This is a genomic window from Dyella thiooxydans, assembly GCF_001641285.1.
GTDB lineage: Bacteria > Pseudomonadota > Gammaproteobacteria > Xanthomonadales > Rhodanobacteraceae > Dyella_A > Dyella_A thiooxydans.
Genome location: NZ_CP014841.1, coordinates 3,259,541 through 3,282,043, shown reverse-complemented (window position 1 = coordinate 3,282,043; position 22,503 = coordinate 3,259,541). Strand labels below are relative to the sequence as shown.

The window sequence follows — 22,503 nt, the reverse complement described above, 5'->3', positions numbered from 1 at the left end:
ATGTCGAAACACTTCCTGCTCCTGGGCGCCGTGCTGGCGCTGGCCCTGCAGGGCTGCACCGTCTCGCGCCTACACGTGCGGCAGGCGCAGGCCATCGTCGCCGAAACCACTCCGCCGTCTTCCGACTGCTCCGGGACCGACCACTGCGCACGGCCGTCCCCCGTGCTCGCGGCCGCCGAACAGGCGATGGCGCAGTCCACGGCCGACCATCCGCAGCACATCGTGACCCTGCTCGCCGACAGCGAGGATGCGCTGGCCGCGCGGATCAACCTGATCCAGGCGGCGAAGCACTCGATCGACGTGCAGACCTACATCTGGGATCAGGACGACGTCGGCCAGCTGGTGCTCGACCAGTTGGTGCAGGCCGCCCGGCGCGGCGTGCGCGTGCGCATCCTCGCCGACCAGTTGTTCTCGTTCGGCAACCTCGCGCTGCTGAACCGGCTGGCGCGGGTGGACAGCCACCTCAAGGTGAAGCTCTACAACCCGACCTTCCACGATGCCGAGACCGACCCGGCCGAGTTCGCCGCGGGCATCGTGTGCTGCTTCATGAAGTTCAACCAGCGCATGCACAACAAGCTGCTGCTGGTCGACGACACCATCGGCATCACCGGCGGACGCAACTACCAGGACCGCTACTTCAACTGGGACGGCGACTTCGACTACGTCGACCGCGACGTGATGGTCGGGGGCCCGGCCGCGCGCGACATGGCGGCAAGCTTCGAGCTGTTCTGGCACCACAAGCGCTCGGTGCCGCTGACCCGGCTGCGCGACGTCAACCAGTACATCCGGCAGCACCCCGAGGCACCCGGGTGGCCGGCGCCGACCTTCCGCCGACCGCAACGCGTGGCACGACTCGAACACGACGCCCAGGATCCTCTCTGGCTGCAGGCGCACCTGCTGGCACCGGCCTTTCACACCAGCCAGGTCGAATTCTTCAGCGACCTGCCGGCCAAGACCGACGCGCCCACCCGCAGGCACGCGCTGGATTTCACCCACCACGTGATGCAACTGGTCGCCAGCGCGAAGCACGAAGTGGTGCTGCAGACGCCGTACCTGGTGATGAGCAAGCAGGCGCGGCGCATCTTCAAGGCCATGCACAAACGTGCCGATCCGCCGCGGATCCGCGTCTCGACCAACTCGCTGGCCTCGACTGACGCGTTCGCGGTCTATGCCCTGTCCTACAAGCACCGCAAGCGCTACCTGCGTGACTACGGCTTCCAGATCCAGGAGATGAAGCCGCACGCCGAGGCGGCCGAGGAAGACTACGCCATCGCCAACGCCGATCTGGCGCCACGCCTGGCCGCCGCCGCACGCGAGCGCGAGCGCTACCCCGGAGTGGAGGCACGCGCGATGTTCGGCAGCCGCGGCAAGCGCAACCGACCCGCGCCGCTGATCGAGCCCGGCCTGCGCTTCGGCCTGCACGCCAAGTCGATCGTGGTCGACGACAGCTTCGCGATGGTGGGCTCGCACAACTTCGACCCGCGCTCGGACCACTACAACACCGAGGCCGGGGTGATCGTGCATGACCGCGACTTCGCCAACGCGGTGCGCGCGTCGATCCTTCGGCTGACCGGACCGGAGAACGCCTGGGTGATCGCACCGCGGCGGGTATCGGTGCCGCTGCTCTCGCAGGTCAACCAGGCGATCGGCGACATTTCCGAGAAGCTGCCGCTGTTCGACTTCTGGCCCTACCGCTACGCCACCAGCTACGACCTCAAGCCCGGCTGCACGCCGATGGCGCCGAGCGACCCGGCGTTCTTCAGCTGCTACGAGCCGGTGGGCGACTTTCCCGGGGTCGCGCTGTCGTTCAAGCTGATCTATACGCGCCTGATCACCGCCTTCGGTGCCGGGGCGAGCGGCATCCTCTAGGTCGGCCGCTCGTCGCTCAACGGGCGGCGGGCGCCGTGCCGAAGTGCATCGGCAGCTCGCCGCTGAGGCCGTCGGGATGATCTGGCGGCACGGCGAATCGCCATTGCGTCACCATCGCCCGCGCATGCGCATCCAGCACCGCGTCGCCGCTGGATCGGGCGACCTGGGCATCGAGTACGCGTCCGGCGCCGTCCACCTGGATATGCAGCACCACGTCGCCGGCCAGGTGCCCGGCCAGGCCGGCATAGCGGGCCGACAGCGACGGCATGCTGACCGGCACCAGTTCCGGCGACGGCGGCACGGGCGCCGCAGCCGGGCCGGCCGCATGCATGGAGGCGACGCGCGGCGATGCGTGGCGCTCGCGGTCGGCGCGATAGCGGAGGGCGGGCGGCGCGGTGTGCTCGGCGATGACCGGATGGTGCGGGCCGACCCAGCCGGCGGTTCGCCCGGACAACCATTGCGTGCCGAGCACGCCCACCAGCAGCGCCAGCAGGCTGAGCAGCGAGGTCACGCGCAGGCGCGGGGTGATTCTCACCGCAAACCCGCCCGGAAAGTCAGCGCTCGAGGATCGCCGTCACGCCCATGCCGCCGGCGGTGCAGATCGAGATCAGGCCGCGGCCCGATCCCTTCTGCTCCAGCAGCTTGGCCAGCGTGGCGATGATCCGCGCGCCGGTGGCGGCAAACGGGTGGCCGGTGGCCAGGCTCGAGCCGTGCACGTTCAGCCTTGCCGGATCGATGCTGCCCAGCGGCGCATCCAGGCCGAGGCGCTGCTTGCAGTAGTCGGCGCTCTCCCACGCGCGCAGCGTGCACAGCACCTGCGCGGCGAACGCCTCGTGGATCTCGTAGTAGTCGAAGTCCTGCAGCGTGAGTCCATGACGCGCCAGCATCCGCGGCACGGCGATCGTCGGCGCCATCAGCAGGCCCTCGCCACGGACGAAATCCACCGCAGCCACCTCGGCGTCGCGCAGCCACGCCTGCACGGTCAACCCATGCTCGCTGGCCCATGCCTCGGTACCCAGCAGCACCGCCGCGGCGCCGTCGGACAGGCCGGTGGAGTTGCCGGCGGTGAGCGTGCCGTGGCCGGAGCTCTTGTCGAACGCCGGCTTCAGCGCGGCGAGCTTCTCCAGTGTGGAATCCGGACGCAGGAAGCCGTCGCGCTTGAGGCCGCGGAACGGCACGATCAGGTCGTCGAAGAAGCCCGCGTCGTAGGCGGCGGCGAGCTTGCGGTGGCTTTCCAGCGCCAGCTCGTCCTGGGCCTGGCGCGCGATGTGCCACTCGCGCGCCATCTTCTCGCAGTGGTCACCCATCGACATGCCGGTGCGCGGTTCGGCCACGCCCGGGAATGCCGGCTTGAGTTCGCCGAAGGAGAAGCCGCGGAACGCGGTCTTGAGCTTGTCCAGCGGGGTCTTGGCACGGTTGACCGCCAGCAGCCGCTTGCGCAGGCGCTCGCCATAGACGATCGGCACGTCGCTGGTGGTATCCGAGCCGGCGGCGATGCCCGCCTCGATCTGCCCGGCGGCGATCTTGTTGGCGACGATGATCGCGTTGTCCAGCGAAGTGCCGCAGGCGCGCGCGGTGGTGATCGCCGGCGTGGTCGGCGCCAGGCCGGAAGACAGCACCGCCTCGCGCGCCAGGTTCCACTCCGAGGACAGCCGGATCACCGAGCCCAGTGCGACCTCGCCCAGTTCCACGCCGTGCAGTCCGAAGCGCTCGACCAGGGCCCCCAGCACCTTCACCGACATGCCGAAATTGCCGACCTCGGCATACGCCGTGTTGTTGCGGCAGAAGGGAATCCGCACGCCACCGATCACGCCGACGCGCCGCTGCGAGTTGTCCATGGTCTGAGAAACATCCGGCCGGGTATTGAGCCTGCAAGGCTAACCCGCGTGGCCGCCCCGGGAAAGCCCGCTGCGAGGCCGTTTGTGCGACCCGGTTCAGCACCGGCGAGGCTTGCGGGGACCCGCTGGTAGAATCACGGGTCTTTGCCGTCCGGAAGAATCCCTTGGAAAGCACGCCTCTCGAGGCCCTGCCGGTGGTCCTCGCGATCGAGACCGGTGCCCCGCTCCCGCGCGCCACGCTCACCCGCGACGAGGCCGCCGAGCTGGCTGCCCATGTCGCCGCCGACCTGCAGTCGCTGGTGCCGGCCGCCACCGACGCGCGGCTGGCGCTGGCCGGTGCGCTGTTCGACCCGGTGGAGCTGCTGCGTCCGGGCTTTCCGGTGTGGGCCACGCTGGATGAGCTGGCCCGGCGCGTGCCGCGCGGTCATCTGGAGAACGTGGTCGCCTTCGGCACCCACGAGGGCCGCATGCCGGCCCAGCCGCTGGAGCCGGAGGCCATCTACGCGGACGGTCCGATGCGGCTGCTGCCGATCTCCCTGCTGGCCCCCGAGACCCTCGCCGCCACGCTGGGCGAGCAGCTGGAAGTGGAACTGGTCGGCCGCGGCGAGGCCGGGCAGCGTACCGCGGACTGGCTGATCCGCACGCTGGGCGTGCCGCTGGAGCACGTGCGCTACCTCAGCCGCAACGACCTGCTGGCGCTGACCTGCGTGCAGTACGAGCACGTCAACCTGGCACCGCTGTGGACCCTGATGGAGGCCGCGCTGCTCACGCCCTACCGCGAGGAAGCCACGCTCAGCGCGCGCGGCGTGCCCCTGCGCTACGCCGACGGCGGCGTGCTGGTGCAGTCGCCCGCGCAATGGCTGGCATCGAACCGGGAAGAAGATCGTGCTCACGCATTCGCTGGCGCGATCTTCGAACTGCGCCAGTACGCCGCCCTGCTCGAGGCACACGGCCTGCCGATGCGCCTGGTGCCGGTCGACGGCGTCCCGACCGAGGCACAGGACGGCTATCTTCTGGAGACCCTGGCAGCGGCCGATCCCGGCTACGACGCGCCGCGCCTGGTCGCCCACGAGGCGGCCGGACTCGGCGTGGTCGCGGTCACCGTGGCACAGCGTGGCGACGGCGGGCTTGCCCGCGTGCTCGCCCATGGTTACCCGCTGCAGCCGCAGGCGCTGGGACCGCTGGTGACGACGCTGGCCGAGCGCTTCGATCTGGCCCCGGACCTGCACGCGCTCGGCCGCATCCACCTGGATGCCGCCGGCCGGCTGGGTGCACCGGACACGCCGCTGCACTGACACCGTGCATCCGGACGCCGGGCAGCGCATCATGCTCGGGCCTGCCACAGGCGTCGGGGAAGCTTCGGGGTGACAGCCAACCGCCACGGTCCATTGGCCGCCGGTCACGACGACCGGTCCGGCAGTGCTGTCTCCGCGGAGGGCCACGCGGAACACCTGTTGTCGCAGCTGCCGGGACTGGTCGCCTGGCTCGACCGCGATCTGTGCGTGGGTTATCTCAACGACAAGTACCGCACCTGGACCGGTGGCGATCCGGCCGCGATGCTCGGCCGGCCGATCGGGGCCTGGCTCGGCGCCGCCGGCGGCGAGGCGATCCGCCCGGCCCTGGAATCGGCGCTGCAGGGCGAGGCGGTCGACTTCGACGGCCATCTGTTCGACGACCCGGCCCGTCGCTACGTGCACGCCAGCCTGCGACCGGACCGCGACGCCGACGGTACGGTGCGCGGCGTGATCGCACTGCTCACCGACACCACCGACCGGCATGCGCTGGAACAGCGCCTGCGCGAGAGCGAGCAGCGCTTCTTCGGCGCGTTCCAGCATGCGGCCATCGGCATGGCGCTGGTGCACCCGGACGGGCGATTCCTGCGCGTGAACACCGCGGTCTGCCAGATGTTCCAGTACACCGAGGAGGAATTCCTGCAGCTGGACATCGCCTCGGTCACCCATCCCGACGACATGTCCGACGACGACGAGCTGCGCGACGAGCTGCTCGCCGGCAGGCGCGACTCGTACCAGATGGAGAAGCGCAACATCCGCAAGGACGGCCAGGTGGTCTACCTGCAGCTCAGCGTGTCGGTGGTGCGCGACGCCGCCGGTGCGCCGCTGTATTTCGTCTCCCAGGCGCAGGACATCAGCGCGCGCAAACGCTTCGAGGACGAGCTGTTCCGCGAGCGTGAGCTGGCCGAGGTCACGCTGAGCTCGATCGGCGACGGCGTGATCACCACCGACCTGCAGCTGCGCATCACCTCGCTCAACCCGATCGCCGCGGCGATGACTGGCTGGCCCCGCACCCAGGCGCTAGGGCGACCGCTGGAGGACGTCTTCCAGCTGCAGGGCGATGCCGAAGGCGAGACCGTGGCCAATCCCCTGCGCGAGGCGCTGGCGCGCAACGCCATCGTCGATCTCGCCGGCAAGGCGGTGCTGCGCCATCGCAACGGCTTCGTCACGCCGGTGGAGGATTCGGCCGCGCCGATCCACGACCACGCCGGCAACGTGATCGGCGGCGTGCTGGTGTTCCACGACATCAGCGAGACGCGCTCGCTGGCGCTGAAGATGATGCACCTGAGCCAGCACGATCCGCTCACCGGCCTGCCGAACCGGCAGCTGCTGCATGCCCGCATCGAGCAGGCGATCGCCAATGCGGAGCGGCGACGCCAGCGCGGGGCCGTGCTGCACCTGGACGTGGACCAGTTCAAGCGGATCAACGAAACCTGGGGCCATGACGCCGGCGACCGCGTGCTGCAGGCACTGGCCGGCCGCCTGCGGGCGCTGCTCGGCAACGACGAGGTGCTGAGCCGACTCAGTGGCGACGAGTTCGTGGTGCTGCTGCCGCAGATCGAGGCACCCGCCGATGCGGCGAGCATGGCCGAGCGCCTGCTCGAGGCATGCGGCGAGCTGCGGGCGGAGGGGCTGGCCACGCTGGAACTGCGCGCCAGCATCGGCGTCACCCTGTTCCCCGACGATGGCACCGACGCGGAGCTGCTGCTGCACAACGCCGACAGCGCGATGTACGAAACCAAGGTCGGCGGGCGCCACGGCTACCGGTTCTACACGCCGTCGATGCGCGAGCGCGACAGCGCGCGCCGGCGCATCGAGGACGGCCTGCACACCGCCCTGGCACGCGACCAGCTGCGCCTGCTGTACCAGCCCAAGGTCGACGCCGTGGACGGCCGCATCGTCGGCGCCGAGGCGCTGCTGCGCTGGTCCAAGGAGGACGGCGGCTGGTGGCTGCCGGACGAATTCATCCCGATCGCCGAGGACAGCGGACTGATCGTGCCGATCGGCGCCTGGGTGCTGCGCCAGGCCTGTCGGCAGGCCAGGGCCTGGCAACGCGAAGGCCACGGCATACCGGTCTCGGTGAACGTGTCGCCGGTGCAGCTCGACGATCCGGGGTTCCTCGCTCATCTCGATGCCGCGCTGGTGGAGTCCGGCCTCGATCCGCACCTGCTCGAGCTGGAGCTGACCGAGCGCGTGGTGGTCTCCGGGAGCCAGGCCACCGGCGCCCTGCTGCGGGCGATCCGCCGCCTGGGCGTGCGCATCTCGCTGGACGATTTCGGTACCGGCTACTGCAGCCTGTCCTACCTCAAGCACTTCCCGGTGGACGTGCTGAAGATCGACCGCGCCTTCGTGCACGACATCATCCAGGACAGCGAGACGGCAGCGATCACCACCGGCATCATCGCGATGGCGCGCAGCCTGCACAAAGACGTGGTGGCCGAAGGCGTGGAGACGCTGGCGCAGAGCGAGTTCCTGCGCGACGCAGGCTGTCCGGTGCTGCAGGGTTACCTCTACGGCGCCCCGATGGATGCCACCTTGCTGGAAGCGCGGCTGCGCGAGCAGCCCCCCGGTCAGCGCGCGTCCAGCGGCGACACCTAGTCGTCTTCGGCCGGCTGGAGGCCGAGCACCACCGTCGGCCACAGCTCCGACACGGTGGGATGGATCGGCACCGCCCAGCGCAGCGCATCGAGCGGCTGGTCGGCGCTCATCAGGTCGAGCACGCCGTGGATCGCCTCGTCGCCGCTCACGCCGAGGATCGCCGCGCCGAGCACATGCTTTGTCTCGGCATCGGCCACCAGCTTCATGAAGCCCTGCGTCTGGCCGCGCTCCACCGCGCGGCCGACCCGCGTCATCGGTCGCTTCGACACCCGCAGCGGACGGCCGCTGGCGCGCGCCTGTGCCTCGGTCAGGCCGACCCGGCCCAGCGGCGGATCGATGTACAGCGCGTAGCCCGGCACCCGTTGCGACAGCGTGCGTCGGTCGCCGTCGAGCAGGTTGGCGGCGAGGATCTCGAAGTCGTTGTAGGCGGTGTGGGTGAATGCGCCACGGCCGTTGCAATCGCCCATCGCCCAGATCCCCGGCACGCTGGTGGCGAGGGTGTCGTCGACGGTGATGTAGCCGCGCGCGTCGGTGGCGACGCCGGCGCGGTCCAAGCCGAGATCGTCGGTGTTCGGCCGGCGGCCCATTGCCAGCAGCACGTGGCTGGCCACCACCTCGGGCGCGCCTTGGCGGCAGTCCACCTTCACCGTGGCACCGCCGGCGTGCGGCGCGAAGGCGATGCACTCGGCGCCGGTGCGCACGGCGATCCCTTCGGCCTCGAGGATCTCGCGGATCGCCGCGGAGACATCCTCGTCCTCGCGGGCGATCAGCCGGTCCTGCCGCTCGATCACCGTCACCTGCGCACCGAAGCGGCGGAACATCTGCGCGAACTCCAGCCCGATGTAGCTGCCGCCGACCACCGCGAGGTGTTCCGGCAGGGTGTCCAACGCCAGGATCGAGGTGTTCGTGAGGTAGTCGATGTCCTGCGCGCCCGGCAGCGCCGGCACCGCGGCGCGTCCGCCGACGTTGAGGAAGATGCGCGGCGCGCGGATCGCCTGGCCGTCCACCTCCAGCGTGTCGGCGGCGACGAAGCGGGCGTGGCCGCGCAGCAGGGTCAGCCCCTGCATGCCACCCAGCCAGCGTTCGAGGTTGCCGCGCGCGTCGAGGGTCACCTTGCGCGCACGCGCCATCACCTTGGGGAAGTCGATCCCCACCGGGCCTTCCAGCACCACGCCGTAGTCGCCGCTGCGGCGCGCCAGGTGGGCCACCTCGGCGCTGGCCACCAGCGCCTTGGTCGGCATGCAGCCAGTGTTGACGCAGGTGCCGCCGAGCCAGTGCCGCTCGACCAGCGCCACGCGCATGCCGGCGTCGGTGAGCCGGCCGGCCAGCGAGGGCCCCGCCTGCCCGGCCCCGACCACGATGGAGTCGTAGGCGGTGCTCATGGCAGCAGCGCCATGATCGCGATGCCGCCGCCGATGGCGACGATGTCTTCCAGTAGTGCGGCGGGACGATCGCGCCCGAACGCCGCAGCCAGCCGCGCCCGTGCCGCTGCGCCGCCCAGCGTGCCGAGCACCGCGCCTATCGCGCCGGCCAATGCACCCATCCAGGGCTGACCACCGCCCAGGCCCACCGCCACGCCGCAAAAGCCGCCCACCAGGATGCGCGTGCCGAACTGCACCAGCACCTTGCGGCTGGGCGTGGTCGGCAACTGGTCGGTGATCAGCTCACCGACGGCGAGCAGCGAGACGATCCATGGCGTGAAGCGCCAGCCGAGGAAGGCCAGCGGCGTACCCTGCAGCGGCAACACGCCCAGCTGGGCGGCCCAGCTGACGATGGCCGGCGCGGTCATCGCGCGCAGGCCGGCGACGATGCCGATGAGCAATGCAGCGAGCAGGAAGATCATGGCGGGTTCCTCGGTGGACATGAGCCTTGCAGGGTCTTCAGCCGGGCGCTGGCCGTCTTGCATGATCGCGCCCGTTTTACGCCCTTTGCGCCGGGCCCGTCACCCCGCGCTCAGCTGCCGCGTTCGAGCGCCTGCTCGTACATGAAGTAGTGGCAGCGCTCCATGCCCAGGCCCGCATAGGTGGCCTGGGCACGCCCGTTTTCGGTTTCCACGTATAGCCGCAGGCCGACCGCGCCGGCCGCGCCGGCACGACGCGCGACGTCGGCGTACAGCGCGCGGAACACGCCGCTGCGGCGCGCGGACTCGGCCACGTACACGCTCTGGATCCACCAGAAATCGCCGCAGCGCCAGTCGCTCCACTCGTAGGTCACCATCAGGCAGCCGGCAGGTTTGCCGTCCAGTTCGGCGACGAGGTAGAACCCGCGACGCGGCTCGTCGAACACCGACGCCATGCCGCGCATGAGCACGTCCGGGTCGAGCCGCTTGTGCTCGGTCTCCCACGCCATCGCGGCGTTCCATTGCACCAGCTGGGGCAGGTCTTCGCGGCGGGCGTCGCGGACGGTGACGGTCATGCAGGAATCTCCAAGGATCAGGTCTTGTTCGGCCGGCGCGTGCGCGAGGCGCCGAGCTTGCGAGTGAGCGTGTTGCGGCCGACGCCGAGCGCGGCGGCGGCGTGCTGGCGGTGGTTGTCGTGGGCGCGCAGCGCGGCCTGCATCAGGGTGTGGTCCAGCGCCTCGCGGGCGCGGGCGTGGATGTCCGCCTCACTGCGCGCGAGCGCCTGCTCGGCCCAGTCGCGCAGGGCGTGGGTCCAGTCGTCGCCACCGGCGCCGGGGGCCGCAGTGCCCAGATCACCGGGCAGGATCTCCGCGCCCGGCGCGATCACCGCGAGGCGTCGGCACAGGTTCTCCAGCTCGCGCACGTTGCCGGGGAAATCGCGCTGGGCGATCGCCTTCAATGCGGCCTTGGAGAACCGCTTGGGCGGCAGCTTCAGCTCCACCGCCGCCGCGGCGAGGAAATGCTCGGCCAGCTTCGGGATATCGCTGCGGCGCTGGCGCAGCGGCGGCAGCTCGATGCGCACCACGTCGAGGCGATGCAGCAGGTCGGCGCGGAACTGGCCGCTGGCCACGCGCGCGGCCAGATCCTGATGCGTAGCGGCGACGATGCGCACGTCGCCGCGCATCAGCTCGCGCCCGCCCACGCGGTAGAACTCGCCACCGGCCAGCACGCGCAGCAGGCGCGTCTGCAGCGCCAGCGGCATGTCGCCGATCTCGTCCAGGAACAGCGTGCCGCCCTCGGCCTGCTCGAAGCGGCCGGCGTGGCGGCGGGTGGCGCCGGTGAACGCGCCGGCCTCATGGCCGAACAGCTCGCTCTCCAGCAGCTCCGACGGGATCGCCGCCGTGTTGAGCGCGACGAAGGGCTTGTCGCGCCGCGCGCTCTCCTCGTGCAGCGCGCGCGCCACCAGCTCCTTGCCGGTGCCGGTCTCGCCGGTGATCAGCACGCTGAGGTCGCTGGCGGCAACGCGGCCGATCAGCCGGAACACCTCGCGCATCGCACTACTCTCGCCGAGCAGCGTGTGCCGCGGCGTCTCCAGTTTCGCCGGCGCCGGCGCCGGCGCGACGTCGGCCAGCGCGCGCTCCACCGCGGCCACCGCCTGATCCAGGTCGAACGGCTTGGCCAGGTAATCGGCGGCGCCCTGGCGGTAGGCGGCAGCGGCGGTGGCGACGTCGGTGTAGGCGCTCATCACGATCACCGGCCCCACGCCCTGCGCCTTCAGCTCGCCGAGCAGGGCCAGCCCGTCCTCGCCGGGCATGCGCACGTCGGTCAGCAGCAGCGCGGGGCGGGCGGTTTTCAGCGCCTCGCGCACGCTGGCCACGTCGCCGAACTCGCGCACGGCGTGGCCGGCGTCGCGCAGCGCCTCGGCCAGCACGAAGCGCACGCCGCGGTCGTCGTCGATCACCCAGACGTCGCGGGTGGCGGGGGCATCAGTCATCGGTCACATCCGTCGGGGTGTCGGTCGAGGCCCGCTGCGGCGGCGGCAGCGGCAGGTACAGCGAGAACACGGTTTCGCCGGGCCGGCCCTGCCAGCGCAGTTCGCCGCCGTGCTCATGGGCGATCTCGCGCGACAGCGCCAGGCCGAGCCCGGTGCCGTCCGGCCGCCCGGACACCAGCGGCTGGAACAGCGTGTCGCGCAACGCGGGCGGCACCCCGGCGCCGTCATCGATCACGTCCAGCCGCAGCGCGCTGCGCAGCATCCGCTCGCCCAGCCGCACGCCGTGTTCGGCCCGCGTGCGCAGGGTGAGCGTCTGCGCGCCGGCCTCGCGCGCGTTGCGCGCCAGGTTCAGCAGCACCTGCAGCAGGCGGTCGGCGTCGGCGGGGAAGTCCGGCAGGCTGGGGTCGTAGTCGTGGCGCAGCGCGAGCGGCGCGGGCTCGGCCTCCAGCAGATCGTCCAGACGCTCCAGCAGGTGATGGATGTTCACCGGCGCCAACCGCGGCGCGCCGTCGTGATGCAGCAGGCGGTTGGCCAGCGCGGCGAGGCGGTCCGCCTCGGCGATCACCATGCCGGCCAGCGCCTGCAGGTCCGCGTCGTCCAGCCGCCGCTGCAGCAGCTGCGCCGCACCGCGCAGGCCGGCCAGCGGGTTCTTCACCTCGTGCGCGAAACCGCGCAGCGTCGCCGACAGCGGCGAGGCCGCCGCGGCCGGCTCGGCCAGCGCGTGCACTTCCAGCAGCAGTTGCCCGTCGAACGGCTGCAGGCTCAGGTCCGCCTGCCACTCGGTGCCGCGCTGGGTGGTCAGCGCCACGCCGCGCAGCTGCAGCGCGCGCTCCTCGTCCAGCGCCCGCCGCGCCTGCGCCAGCACCGCCGCGTCGTCCGCAAACATCAGCGCCGCCGGCTGCCCCACCAGGCTGCGCGTCCCCAGCGCCAACCGCTCGGCCAGCGCCGGATTCAGCCACGTCACGCGCAGTTCGGCGTCGACCAGGGCCAGCCCGGTCGCCATCTGCTCCGCCAGCGGACGCCAGGATGCGTTGCTCATTGCACCATCATGGGGAATGGATCGATGTGGTGCAATGCGTGCGGATCGGAGGGATCCTTACCGCTACCGGCGTTGTTCCCAATCACATAGTTTGTGCGGCTTTTACAGACTTTGGCGTTCGGCCGCCGAACAAACTATGGCTTTCAAGCAAGGACGCTTTACCACGCAAATTCAATGCGTTGCTTGGAAATCGCGGCCGGATATGGCGCTCCATGGAATGTCATCGGTACTGACGCAGCTAAAGTGCTGCCGAACCTGAAGTCCATCAGTGCGGGCGCCACTTCCGGCCAGATGGAAGTCGAACCCTCTCAGGTGCCGATCAGCCCACCCATACTTGCCTTGGGCGACCGATCACCCGCAAGCAGCCCCCCCCACCGGCATACGCAACGCCGGCTTTCGGCCAGAAGCGGTCAGTCAGTGCCTGATGACAGGGTGTATGGGGATAACGTGTCTTTGGGGTACGGTTGCGGGTCTGAGCGGAAGCCGAGTGATGGCACGGTATGAGATCAGCGATCTGCAATTTCCACGCGCAGTGTGTATGGAGTGTCATCGTCCTGATCTAGCCAGGTGCCAGTCAGTACTTTGGTCCCGCCCAGCCCGCCAACCAGCTGGAGCTGGGCCTCAATGGCAGAGCGACAGGGCTCTTCATCAGGCACCTCGAATCGACCCTCGCCTCGAAAATGCCACCCTCGCTCGCGATCCAACTGACATGAGCCTCGGAACGATCCTTCCTCGGCATGGACGCCCTCGAAGTAGATCGTAAAGAAACGGTCCTGGTCGCTCTCCCAAGTTACGATCGTCGCCTCATAACGGTCCGTGCGACTCTGGCCGCGCTGCAGGGTGAGGGTTCCACAGTCCATGCTTTTCTATTTCTTTTTGTTTTGACGTTCGCGCAGTGCCGCCCCTGCGACACTCCGGACTACCTTTGACTTGGATGTTTTTAGCAAGTGACCAGCTTCTTTTGCCACTCGCTTGCTCGTTCCAGCACTCTTCTTCGCGGCCATGTCACTCTCCTGTTGTAGGTCTTGCAAAAAAATAGCGCTTAGTAGAAACCGAACCCCGGGGTTCTGCACGGCATTTTCGGCTACGCCCGGCACCTTGTTAATTCGCCTTCTTAAGTAGAAACCGGTGCTCACCTTTTAGTGGGGCTTGCTCTGGCTGCTCAGGTAACCTCGCATATCAATGGCTTAGTGAGCGTAACGATTTGTGCAGACGAGAACAATGGCCTAACGAGCACTGCATTGGCCCTCCGTCCTTTTTAGCGACTGTCCGCCTTGGTCGAAAGCAGATCTTGTAGATCAAAGGTCGAAAGGCCCGCTTAGCGCCAAGGCGCGGGCAATCGCCAGCGATCGAATCCGAGAATAGTCTTCGGTTCCCAAAACGCGGCGAAGCTCCTTCATAACCAAATGCTGTAGATTGACCACAACCTGATCTGCATCGGCTGGCTGGGACTCCTCAAAGAGCGGCTCGAACTTCAGACCTACCAGCTCGCACCAGTTTCGATGCGCTAGTTCGTACTGCGCATTCCATGTCTGGCCACGATCGGCAGCGTTTTCGGTGTACCCGGCAGCGACTGCCATCTTCCAAATGCAGTCTTCAAGTTTCAGCAGTTCTTTGTCGGTCTCAGAAGTGACCCACAAAGAGTGCTCTCGTCGCACAGCCGACAACCTCTGCGACAAGCCTAGATGACCGCCGCGCGGGCCCTCTCTGACGATCTCTCCAATAACATTAGACAATTCGTCGGCGTACGCTTTTGCGAACACCGCATAGTTTTCGAATGCCGCTTTTGCCATGGGGGATCCCACACCGAGCGCAATCGCTGAATTTCTATCTGATAGCTCAATAGCCCGCTCGTGGGCTCGCTGATCTCGGAAGAGTTGCCAAGGGATCGCTGCCAAGCTCACTGCGCCAGGCGCTGCAACGATTGCCCCAAGCAACGTCGGCCCAATGCAGTAGGCCAGCAATCCGCATCCAGCAGCGATCGCTACGAAAAGTATGTAACCGACAACGGTTCGCCAGTTCTTCTTCATCAGTGCGTTTCGCTCCTTTTTACGACAGCACAAATGATCCCGAGAACGTCCGCTTCGGGTCGAAAACGGACTGCGTAGAATTCATTCCGGCTTGAAGTCCGTGTCCATCATCATCCGATAATGGTCTCCCTGCTGAAGGTTGTCGAAGATGCGTCTGAAGACCTTTAGGTAGAGAACATCCGCGTCACCGTTCGGAACCATGTACAGGTCATCGTGGACCGCATGAGACCCATCATTTGCCCATGACAGCAAGGCCCTGGCCGCGATCTTCTCGTCACCGACAAGGCCATCGCAGGCTTTGTCGACGTCCAGCCCACCGAGAAGCTTGAAGTAGCTGTCGAAGATTCGGCGCATGGTGTTCGGCAAGGTCAAGGAAGAGCGTGTGCAGAATTTTGTGTAACCGGGATTCGAGTTACAGCTGAGGGAGTCGTTCCTCGAACTGGATCGTAAAGCGGTTGAGCGCGGCCTTCCAATCACGGATCGGCAGCGTCCATTTCTTGCTGATGTTGCGCAGGGCCAGATAGAACAGCTTCACCAGTGCCTCGTCGCTCGGGAAGGCCCCGCGGTGCTTGGTCAGCTTGCGCAGGCTCATGTTCACCGACTCGATGGCGTTGGTCGTGTAGATCACCTTGCGGATCTCTGGCGGGTAGTCGAAGAACGGGATCAGGCGCGGCCAGTTGCGTCGCCAGGACTGCCCGATCGGCAGGTATTCCTTGTCCCAGCGGGCCTCGAACTCGGCGAGCCGCTGCTCGGCCTCCTCGGCGGTGGCACAGGTGTAGATGCGCTTGAGGTCGGCGGCCACCTCCGGCCGTCGCTTCCACGACACGTAGTTCAGGCTGTGCCGCACCATGTGTACGAGGCACAACTGCACCGTCGTGTGCGGGAATACGGTCTCGATCGCTTCGGGGAAACCCTTCAGGCCGTCGACGCAGGCGATGAAGATGTCCTGCACCCCGCGGTTGCGCAGCTCGGTCACCACCTGCAGCCAGAACTTGGCGCCCTCGGTCTGCGCCAGCCACAGCCCAAGGACCTCCTTCTCGCCGGCCATGGTGATGCCAATGGCCAGGTAGACCGCCTTCACCCGCACCGCGCCCTCGCGCACCTTCACATGGATGCAGTCCAGGTAGACGATCGGATACACCGGATCGAGCGGCCGGCCTTGCCAGGCCTTCACCTCGTCGATCACTGCATCGGTGACCGAGGAGATCAGGCTCGGCGAGACCTCCGTGCCATACATCTCTTCCAGGTGCGCCTGGATCTCGCGCACCGTCATGCCGCGGGCGTAGAGCGACAGGATCTTGTCGTCGAAGCCGCTCCAGCGAGTCTGGTGCTTGGGAATCAGCTTCGGCTCGAAGCTGCCGTGCCGGTCGCGCGGGATCTCGATCGGCAGCTCGCCGAACTCGCCCTTGAGCGTCTTGCGGCTGCGGCCGTTGCGGGTGTTGCCGGCCGGGTTGGCCACCGGCTCGTGCTTATCGTGACCGAGGTGCTCGGTCATCTCCGCATCCAGCGCCTTCTCGACCAGCAGCTTGGTCAGCTGCTTGAGCAGGCCGTTCTCGCCGATCAGGTCTTCGGGCTTCTTGTAGTTCGCCAACAGGCTGCTAAGCAGCTCGTCGGGCACCTCGTGTTTGCGTGGACTCATGGTCTCTCCGGGTCTGGCGGCAGTGTCCTGCCTGGGACCCGGTTACACAAAATCTAGGACACGCCCTATCCAGACGTCACATTAGACGTCCATCTGGACAATGCTTTCGCGGATCTCGTGAGCGGGGGCTATGACTTGGGTTTCAGGCTAGGCGAGTACGTCAACCCGGAAACCGTTGCGTTCCCGGTCGGACCATGGCTGCGACAAATCGCCGTTGCGTCGCCATCTTATGTTGCTGCACATGGAATTCCTCGCCATCCCCGCGATCTGACGGAGCACAGTTGCATCAACTGGCGACAGAGCGTCGGCGAGACTCCCTATCATTGGGAGTTCAGTCGGGGCGCTGAGCGTGTGGCGGTCGCTGTGCAGGGGCCTTTGATTCTGAATGATCGAGGAGCGGCAGTTCGGGCAGCTGTGGATGGAATCGGCATTGCCATGTGGGTTGAGCACAGACTGCGGCACTGGATCGACACAGGACAACTCATACCGCTACTGGAAGACTGGTCGCCGCCCTATCCGGGGTTTTACCTGTATTACTATCGTGATCGTCACATGAGTCTTGCGACGCGCGCGGTGGTTTCGTTTTTGCGTAAGACAGATGAGCTCGACCGCGACAGCACTCTTTGATCGCGGGCATCACAAGCCAAACCCGGTAGCCATGTTATGGCTTCCCAGCTTGCATCAGCGAAGCGGGCGGAAAAAAGCACGGACATCCTCGACCAGAAGCTGTGGCTGCTCAAGCGCCGCAAAGTGGCCACCACGGGGCATGGACGTCCAACGCTGCACATTGAAGACGCGCTCGACCCACGATCGAGGCGGTGTAGGCAGTTCGCGCGGGAAAGCGGCCACTCCCAATGGGGTGGCTAAGCGTTCTGATGCCTCGAAGGTCAGTGGACGAAGTCGGTTCTCCTTGTAGATCCGGAACGATGCATCCAGCATCCGACCGAACCAATAGATGGATACGTCGGTCAGCAGTTCATCCATGGTGAAAACACGCTCGACGTCACCATCGCAATCGCTCCAGGCGCGGAATTTCTCCACGATCCATGCCGCCAAGCCCGCAGGAGAGTCGGTCATCGCATAAGCCAACGTCTGAGGCTTTGTCGCCTGTTCGGCCGCATAAGCACCCTCCGAACTTGACCACGCTGCAGCCGTATCAAGGTAGGCCTGCTCTTGCGTCGTTACGGGAGGCGATCCAGGCCCGAGTGGTGGCCGGTAGCTGCCCGGGATGTAGTTCACATGGACACCGATGACCCGTTCTGGAAAGCAGCGTGCCAGCCACGTCGACACCCCTGCTCCGATGTCGCCACCTTGCGCCGCGAAGCGCTCGTAGCCTAGCCCGTTCATGAGCTTGACCCACCATCCGGCAATGCTGAATGCGCTCATGCCTGGCGAAGCCGGTGGCGCGGAAAAGCCAAAGCCCGGCAATGATGGGACGACGACGTGGAATGCATCGGCAGGATCGCCACCGTGGGCGCCCGGGTCTGCGAGCAACGGAATGACCCGCTCCATCTCGATGAAGGATCCCGGCCACCCGTGCGTGAGCACCAACGGCATGGGTGACGGGCCATTGCCTGGCTGATGGATGAAGTGAAGATCCTGTCCGTCCACCGTCGCCATGTACTGGGGCAAACGGTTTAGACGTGCTTCCTGGGCGCGCCAGTCAAACCGATCCGACCAATGTTCGACCAGGCGACGCATAAATGTGAGGCTGGCCCCGTCATCCCACTGATCGGCATCCATTGCAGCCGGCCATCGCGTCGCACGTAACCGCCTTGACAGATCTTCGATGCTCTCATCGGGGATGTTGATCTTGAAATCGCGCAGGTTCATCGATTGGCACTCTATGACGGCTCGTATGGGGACAGGGGCTTTTGCACCGGCTCTCGGTATTCCACGAGCAGTCCCCTCGTATGGTCTTGAATGGACGCCTGCAGAATGGATGGTCCCGAGAGGCGCACGATCTCAGTTCGGTAGATCACATCATGCGGATACCGCCGTAACGGCCACAGATAGCCCGAATTTTCAGCAGCAGGATGCGACGGAGAATATCGGGGGCAGTTCTATTCCAGGTGGCCTGTGACAAACGCGGTTGTGAGCGCATCGAAGACCGCTGATGAGCGCTGCAGGCGTGCGACAGTTCGCGCCCCCTCGGCAGCGGCGACCACCGCATTGGCGATGGAATAGGCGCGGCTTTTAGGATGACCACATGCGCGGAAGTGATCGGAGATGATCTCCGTGGTGTCCGCAAATCCACGGGCAACACGCTTGGTCAGGTCAGCATCGATGGATGGCAGCTCATTCGCGAGGTTTTGCATCAGGCAGCCATACTGATAATCAGTCGCTGCCATCTCGGCGGCGAATACCTTGAAGAGCTCGCGGATGAATCCAGCCGCGTCCCCCGAAGTCCGGGAGGATATCTGACGCAACACGGCCTTGCGGGCGTCGACATAATGATCGATCGCCTCCTCTGCGAGCTGCGCTTTCCCCCTGGGAAAGTGGAAGTAGAAAGATCCCTTTGGGGCTCCGCTTTCCGTGAGGATCTGCGTCAAACCGGTCGCGGTATATCCCTGGATGCGAAAAAGGCGCTCGGCGGTAGCGATCGCGCGTGATCGGGCCTCAGTCCTGGTTGTCATGCGTGGATCCGTGGGCAGCACTGAATGCAAGGTATGGCGATTGACATAGTATGTCAATCGCCATAATATGGCATTCGCCATATGTCTTGCCGCCGGCGGCCTTCGCTACGGGATGGGTCGCTCGATGCAGTGACCGGCCGAGCGGGCAATCGCTCGCCACACGTTCCACAAGATCCTCAGGAGAAGTTGGCATGACCCTTCCGTCCTTCGCCGCAGGGCAACTACCTCAAGGGATCCGCTCCCGCCTCATCCCGGGGGTCAACGGACTCGATATGCATATCCTCGAGGCCGGTCACGAGCTGCCAGGCAGACCTCTAATTGTGTTGCTCCACGGATTCCCTGACCTGGCCTACGGCTGGCGCTTCCTGCTTCCAATCCTGGCTGCATCCGGTTGTCACGTCGTTGCGCCTGATCTTCGCGGATATGGCCGTACCACGGGGTGGCAAGACGCTTACGACACACCCTTGGCCCCTTTCAGCCTTCTCAACATGGCCCGCGATACCCTCGCGTTGGTCTTGGCCCTGGGGTACCGCCAAGCCGCCACGGTGATCGGGCACGATATCGGCTCGCCGGTATCGGCTTATTGCGCGCTTGCCCGGCCCGATGTCTTCCGCTCCGTCGTGTTCATGAGTGCGCCGTTTCCAGGTCCTCCGGCATTTCCTTTCGACACTGCGCAACATGACGGGTCTTCGGCCATCCCGAACGCTGGAATGGCAAATCTGGCTAAGGCCCTGGGTGCGCTTCACCCTCCCAGAAAGCATTACCAGCAGTACCTGAGCTCAGAGCAAGCTGATGCGGACATGTCCGATCCCCCGCAAGGCCTGCATGCCTTTCTCAGGGCGTTCTTCCACGTCAAGAGCGGCGATTGGCCGCAAAACGACCCGCATGTACTGCCGGGCAGCGCTGCTGAGGACATCGCCCGGATGCCCGCGTATTACGTCATGGACCTGGAAAAGACGATGCCAGAAGCGGTTGCACCCTTCCATCCGTCCGCTGCCGAGGTTCGAGCCTGCACCTGGCTCAGCGAAGCGGAGCTTGAGGTCTATGTCGAGGAGTACGGGCGCACTGGCTTTCAGGGCGCCCTGCAAGCCTATCGGGTCCTTTCCGATCCGGCTCTGAACGACGAACTCAGGCTGCTTTCGGGTAAGACCATCGACGTGCCGTCCCTCTTCATCGGTGGGGAAAAGGACTGGGGAACGTATGCGACGCCGGGGGCCTTGGATTTGATGAAGTCGAGGGCGACCACGCGCCTGCACGGCATCGAGATGATTGATGGCGCCGGTCACTGGATTCAACAGGAGCAGCCGGTTCGACTAGGCGAGCGGCTGCTTGACTTCATAAAGGGAGCCGGTGCGGGGCCATAGGGTCAGTACCAGTGTCGATCGATGCACAGGATCCTGGACTTGCCTGCTCGGGCTGTACCCCGATCGCAACAATCGGTGTGGACGGTACGTCGATCTTGCTGACCACCCTGACGGCACAGTCGCGCGGTGGAGGGTGTAACGGGTGGCGGAGTCGGTTCACCTCGCCACCCGCATCAGTCGCAAGGGCACTCGGAGCTACCCATCCGTCGACCGCGTCACCTCCTCCCAAGTCTGGATGTCCTCGGCCATCGCGGCGAGTTTGTCTCGTACAAGCGAAAGCGCGTCACTCCCCAGCAGCAGGTGTGCGGGCGGGGCTGGATGATCGATCAAAGCCAGAATGGCCTGGGCCGCCTTCGCGGGATCCCCCAGCTGCTTGCCGCTCTTTTCGCGCCGGGCAAGCCGGATGGGATCAAACATGGCGTCGTAGTCGGAAATGCTCCTGGGAGATCGTTGCATCGATCGCCCAGCCCAGTCGGTCCTGAAGCTTCCCGGAGCCACGGCAGTCACATGCACGCCGAACGGCTTAAGCTCCTTGCCAAGCACTTCGCTGATGCCCTCGAGCGCAAACTTGCTGCCACAGTAGTAAGCGATACCCGGCATCGTGATGAAGCCACCCATCGAGGTGATGTTCACGATGTGGCCACTGCGACGCTTGCGAAAGCGCGGCACGAACGCGTGCGTCATTGCCACGGCACCGAAGACGTTTACTTCGAACTGGTGCCGCATCTCCTCAAGCGGAGATTCCTCAAAGATCCCTTCGTGGCCGTACCCGGCGTTGTTCACAAGGACATCAACGGGTCCGATCGTGGATTCCGCATCGGCAACGACATCCGGGATTGCATCGATGTGGGTGATGTCAAGCAAAAACGCGTGGGCGCGGTCACTGTTGAGGGCCTCAAAGGCCCGACGGGATTCGGCGGTACGGACAGTACCGATTACCCTGTGGCCGGCAGCAAGGGCCTCGCGAGCGAGCGCGAGGCCAAAGCCACTGCTCACGCCGGTAATGAAGAGGGTCTTCTGGGACATGGATGGACTCCTGGTCAAGTTCGGAACCAATGTAGGTGCCGAAGAAGGCGCTGCCCATGGCCCTCGGTGTGGCAAGATTGCCTGATCCTATGACTCCTGCTTGCGCCATGAGACTGAGAGCCGGAGAGTAGAGATATGGGCATTTCTTCTCGCCAGCGCATGATCGCTCTGCTTCGCAAGCTTGCGACGACCGAGGGCTACACATTGACGTCGCTGCCGGACGTGCGTCTTCTTCGATCCGATCGACCACTTGGCCATACCCCGGTGCTCTACGAACCAGGCATCGTCGTGGTGGCGCAGGGTCGAAAGCGCGGAATGCTAGGCAACGACGTATTCGTTTATGACGAGCAGCACTACCTCGTCGTTTCGGTGCCGGTGCCTTTCACCATGGAGACGGATGCGTCGAGCAACAAACCACTACTGGCGATCTACTTTCGGCTCGACCACGCGGTCGCCGCAGAAGTCTGCATGCAGATCGATGAGCGGCTTGGGGTGTCGCACGCGCCGCCGCGAGGGCTGTATTCCTCACTGATGGAGGACGCGTTGGCAGAATCGATCCTGCGTCTGCTCGAAGCCCTGGCGCATCCTCCGGATGACGAGGTTCTTGGCCCCGCGCTCGTGCGTGAAATCTACTATCGGATACTGGCCGGCGCGCAGGGAGGATCGATGCGCGCGGCGCTGGCGCAACAAGGCAACTTTGGCATGGTGGGTCGTGCGATCCGCCTCATTCATCGCCGTTACGCCGAAGCGCTAGGCATCGACCGACTCGCATCCGAAGCGGCGATGAGCCCGCCGACCTTCCACGCCCATTTTCGGGCGATAACGGGCACCTCGCCCATGCGTTATGTGCAGTCGACACGCCTGCATCAGGCTCGCCTACTTATGCTTCGGCACCAGCTCACGGCGTCAGCGGCAGCGTCTGCCGTCGGCTACGCGAGCGCATCGCAGTTCAGCCGTGAATTCAAACGACTATTCGGTAGGCCACCGCTCGAAGAGGTTGAGCGGATGAAGCGCAACTTCGCCATGCCAGTCGCGCATGGGCAGTCAGAATTTGTCTCATCGCACTGATTTACACATAAGGAGATATCCGGGGCGTCACGACAAAACAACATGATCCTACGCACCCGCCTTATGTCGCCGCGTGGACCGGCAGGCTGTTTAAAGGTACCCGCACGCACGGCTCCTGATAGCGCTTATCCCTGCTCCGGTGATCTGCTCCTGCGGCAGTGGCACTGATGCGATTGAGTTTGCTGTGCATCGCACGTGCCAACGTCTGAAAGTCACTGGGGGCGATCCTCGCGCCGTGATCGCGATGTCGGGCAAAGATGTTCTGCCCGAC

20 protein-coding genes are annotated in these 22,503 nt (G+C 66.0%); 6 read left to right on the top strand and 14 right to left on the bottom strand.

Translation table 11 applies throughout. From position 1 onward, the window contains the following. Complete coding sequence (locus tag ATSB10_RS14860; protein WP_063673530.1) at window positions 1-1,869, top strand: phospholipase D-like domain-containing protein; 1,869 nt, start codon at window positions 1-3, stop codon at window positions 1,867-1,869. A 16-nt stretch (window positions 1,870-1,885) separates the two neighbouring features. On the opposite strand, the gene ATSB10_RS14855 is transcribed toward ATSB10_RS14860, so the two are convergent. Next, the gene (locus ATSB10_RS14855) at window positions 1,886-2,404 is read right to left on the bottom strand and encodes an energy transducer TonB family protein (protein WP_236886435.1); all 519 of its coding nucleotides are present in this window, start codon (window positions 2,402-2,404) and stop codon (window positions 1,886-1,888) included. Between the two features lie 19 nt (window positions 2,405-2,423). Continuing rightward, window positions 2,424-3,707 carry an acetyl-CoA C-acetyltransferase gene (locus ATSB10_RS14850; protein WP_063673529.1) on the bottom strand — a complete coding sequence of 428 codons (1,284 nt, stop codon included), beginning with the start codon at window positions 3,705-3,707 and terminating at the stop codon, window positions 2,424-2,426. A 164-nt stretch (window positions 3,708-3,871) separates the two neighbouring features. Here ATSB10_RS14850 and ATSB10_RS14845 point away from each other — a divergent pair, with 164 nt between their 5' ends. After that, window positions 3,872-5,002, top strand: coding sequence for a hypothetical protein (locus ATSB10_RS14845; RefSeq protein WP_063673528.1), 1,131 nt, complete (start codon window positions 3,872-3,874; stop codon window positions 5,000-5,002). Window positions 5,003-5,071: 69 nt separating this feature from the next. Beyond that, a complete protein-coding gene (locus ATSB10_RS14840; protein ID WP_063673527.1) occupies window positions 5,072-7,597 on the top strand; it encodes a sensor domain-containing protein in 2,526 nt (841 codons plus the stop codon). On the opposite strand, the gene ATSB10_RS14835 is transcribed toward ATSB10_RS14840, so the two are convergent. From ATSB10_RS14835 to ATSB10_RS14800, 9 genes are all read right to left on the bottom strand, one after another. Continuing rightward, window positions 7,594-8,979 (bottom strand): FAD-containing oxidoreductase, encoded by a 1,386-nt coding sequence (locus ATSB10_RS14835; protein ID WP_063673526.1) that lies wholly within the window; start codon window positions 8,977-8,979, stop codon window positions 7,594-7,596. The two genes, ATSB10_RS14840 and ATSB10_RS14835, sit on opposite strands and share 4 nt — an antisense overlap. Then, window positions 8,976-9,440 carry a hypothetical protein gene (locus tag ATSB10_RS14830; RefSeq protein WP_063673525.1) on the bottom strand — a complete coding sequence of 155 codons (465 nt, stop codon included), beginning with the start codon at window positions 9,438-9,440 and terminating at the stop codon, window positions 8,976-8,978. The genes ATSB10_RS14835 and ATSB10_RS14830 overlap by 4 nt, the downstream gene beginning before the upstream one ends. Before the next feature lie 110 nt (window positions 9,441-9,550). After that, window positions 9,551-10,012 carry a GNAT family N-acetyltransferase gene (locus ATSB10_RS14825; RefSeq protein WP_063673524.1) on the bottom strand — a complete coding sequence of 154 codons (462 nt, stop codon included), beginning with the start codon at window positions 10,010-10,012 and terminating at the stop codon, window positions 9,551-9,553. A 17-nt stretch (window positions 10,013-10,029) separates the two neighbouring features. After that, window positions 10,030-11,430: a nitrogen regulation protein NR(I) gene (gene ntrC, locus ATSB10_RS14820; protein ID WP_063673523.1), complete on the bottom strand. Its 1,401-nt coding sequence runs from the start codon at window positions 11,428-11,430 to the stop codon at window positions 10,030-10,032. Then, window positions 11,423-12,469, bottom strand: a complete 1,047-nt coding sequence (locus ATSB10_RS14815) for a two-component system sensor histidine kinase NtrB (RefSeq protein ID WP_063673522.1) — start codon at window positions 12,467-12,469, stop codon at window positions 11,423-11,425. The genes ntrC and ATSB10_RS14815 overlap by 8 nt, the downstream gene beginning before the upstream one ends. Window positions 12,470-13,335: 866 nt before the next feature. Then, window positions 13,336-13,473: a hypothetical protein gene (locus tag ATSB10_RS19445; protein ID WP_157469289.1), complete on the bottom strand. Its 138-nt coding sequence runs from the start codon at window positions 13,471-13,473 to the stop codon at window positions 13,336-13,338. 294 nt (window positions 13,474-13,767) lie between these two features. Continuing rightward, window positions 13,768-14,499, bottom strand: coding sequence for a hypothetical protein (locus ATSB10_RS19440; RefSeq protein WP_157469287.1), 732 nt, complete (start codon window positions 14,497-14,499; stop codon window positions 13,768-13,770). A gap of 81 nt (window positions 14,500-14,580) precedes the next feature. After that, window positions 14,581-14,853: an AAA family ATPase gene (locus ATSB10_RS14805; RefSeq protein ID WP_063673520.1), complete on the bottom strand. Its 273-nt coding sequence runs from the start codon at window positions 14,851-14,853 to the stop codon at window positions 14,581-14,583. A 58-nt stretch (window positions 14,854-14,911) separates the two neighbouring features. Then, window positions 14,912-16,138: an IS256 family transposase gene (locus tag ATSB10_RS14800; RefSeq protein WP_063670059.1), complete on the bottom strand. Its 1,227-nt coding sequence runs from the start codon at window positions 16,136-16,138 to the stop codon at window positions 14,912-14,914. A gap of 117 nt (window positions 16,139-16,255) precedes the next feature. Between ATSB10_RS14800 and ATSB10_RS19055 the strand changes: the two genes are divergently transcribed. Continuing rightward, on the top strand, window positions 16,256-16,765 hold the full coding sequence (locus ATSB10_RS19055; protein ID WP_236886434.1) for a LysR substrate-binding domain-containing protein: 510 nt from the start codon (window positions 16,256-16,258) through the stop codon (window positions 16,763-16,765). A gap of 54 nt (window positions 16,766-16,819) precedes the next feature. Here ATSB10_RS19055 and ATSB10_RS14795 read toward each other — a convergent pair whose 3' ends face one another. After that, a complete protein-coding gene (locus ATSB10_RS14795) occupies window positions 16,820-17,971 on the bottom strand; it encodes an epoxide hydrolase family protein (RefSeq protein WP_063673519.1) in 1,152 nt (383 codons plus the stop codon). 230 nt (window positions 17,972-18,201) lie between these two features. Continuing rightward, window positions 18,202-18,774, bottom strand: a complete 573-nt coding sequence (locus ATSB10_RS14790; RefSeq protein WP_063673518.1) for a TetR/AcrR family transcriptional regulator — start codon at window positions 18,772-18,774, stop codon at window positions 18,202-18,204. 191 nt (window positions 18,775-18,965) lie between these two features. Between ATSB10_RS14790 and ATSB10_RS14785 the strand changes: the two genes are divergently transcribed. Beyond that, window positions 18,966-20,138 carry an alpha/beta fold hydrolase gene (locus tag ATSB10_RS14785; protein WP_063673517.1) on the top strand — a complete coding sequence of 391 codons (1,173 nt, stop codon included), beginning with the start codon at window positions 18,966-18,968 and terminating at the stop codon, window positions 20,136-20,138. Window positions 20,139-20,333: 195 nt separating this feature from the next. On the opposite strand, the gene ATSB10_RS14780 is transcribed toward ATSB10_RS14785, so the two are convergent. Beyond that, window positions 20,334-21,164, bottom strand: a complete 831-nt coding sequence (locus tag ATSB10_RS14780; protein WP_063673516.1) for an oxidoreductase — start codon at window positions 21,162-21,164, stop codon at window positions 20,334-20,336. A gap of 135 nt (window positions 21,165-21,299) precedes the next feature. On the opposite strand from ATSB10_RS14780, the gene ATSB10_RS14775 reads away from it, so the two are divergent. Next, on the top strand, window positions 21,300-22,232 hold the full coding sequence (locus ATSB10_RS14775) for an AraC family transcriptional regulator (protein ID WP_063673515.1): 933 nt from the start codon (window positions 21,300-21,302) through the stop codon (window positions 22,230-22,232). The last annotated feature ends 271 nt before the right edge of the window (window positions 22,233-22,503 follow it).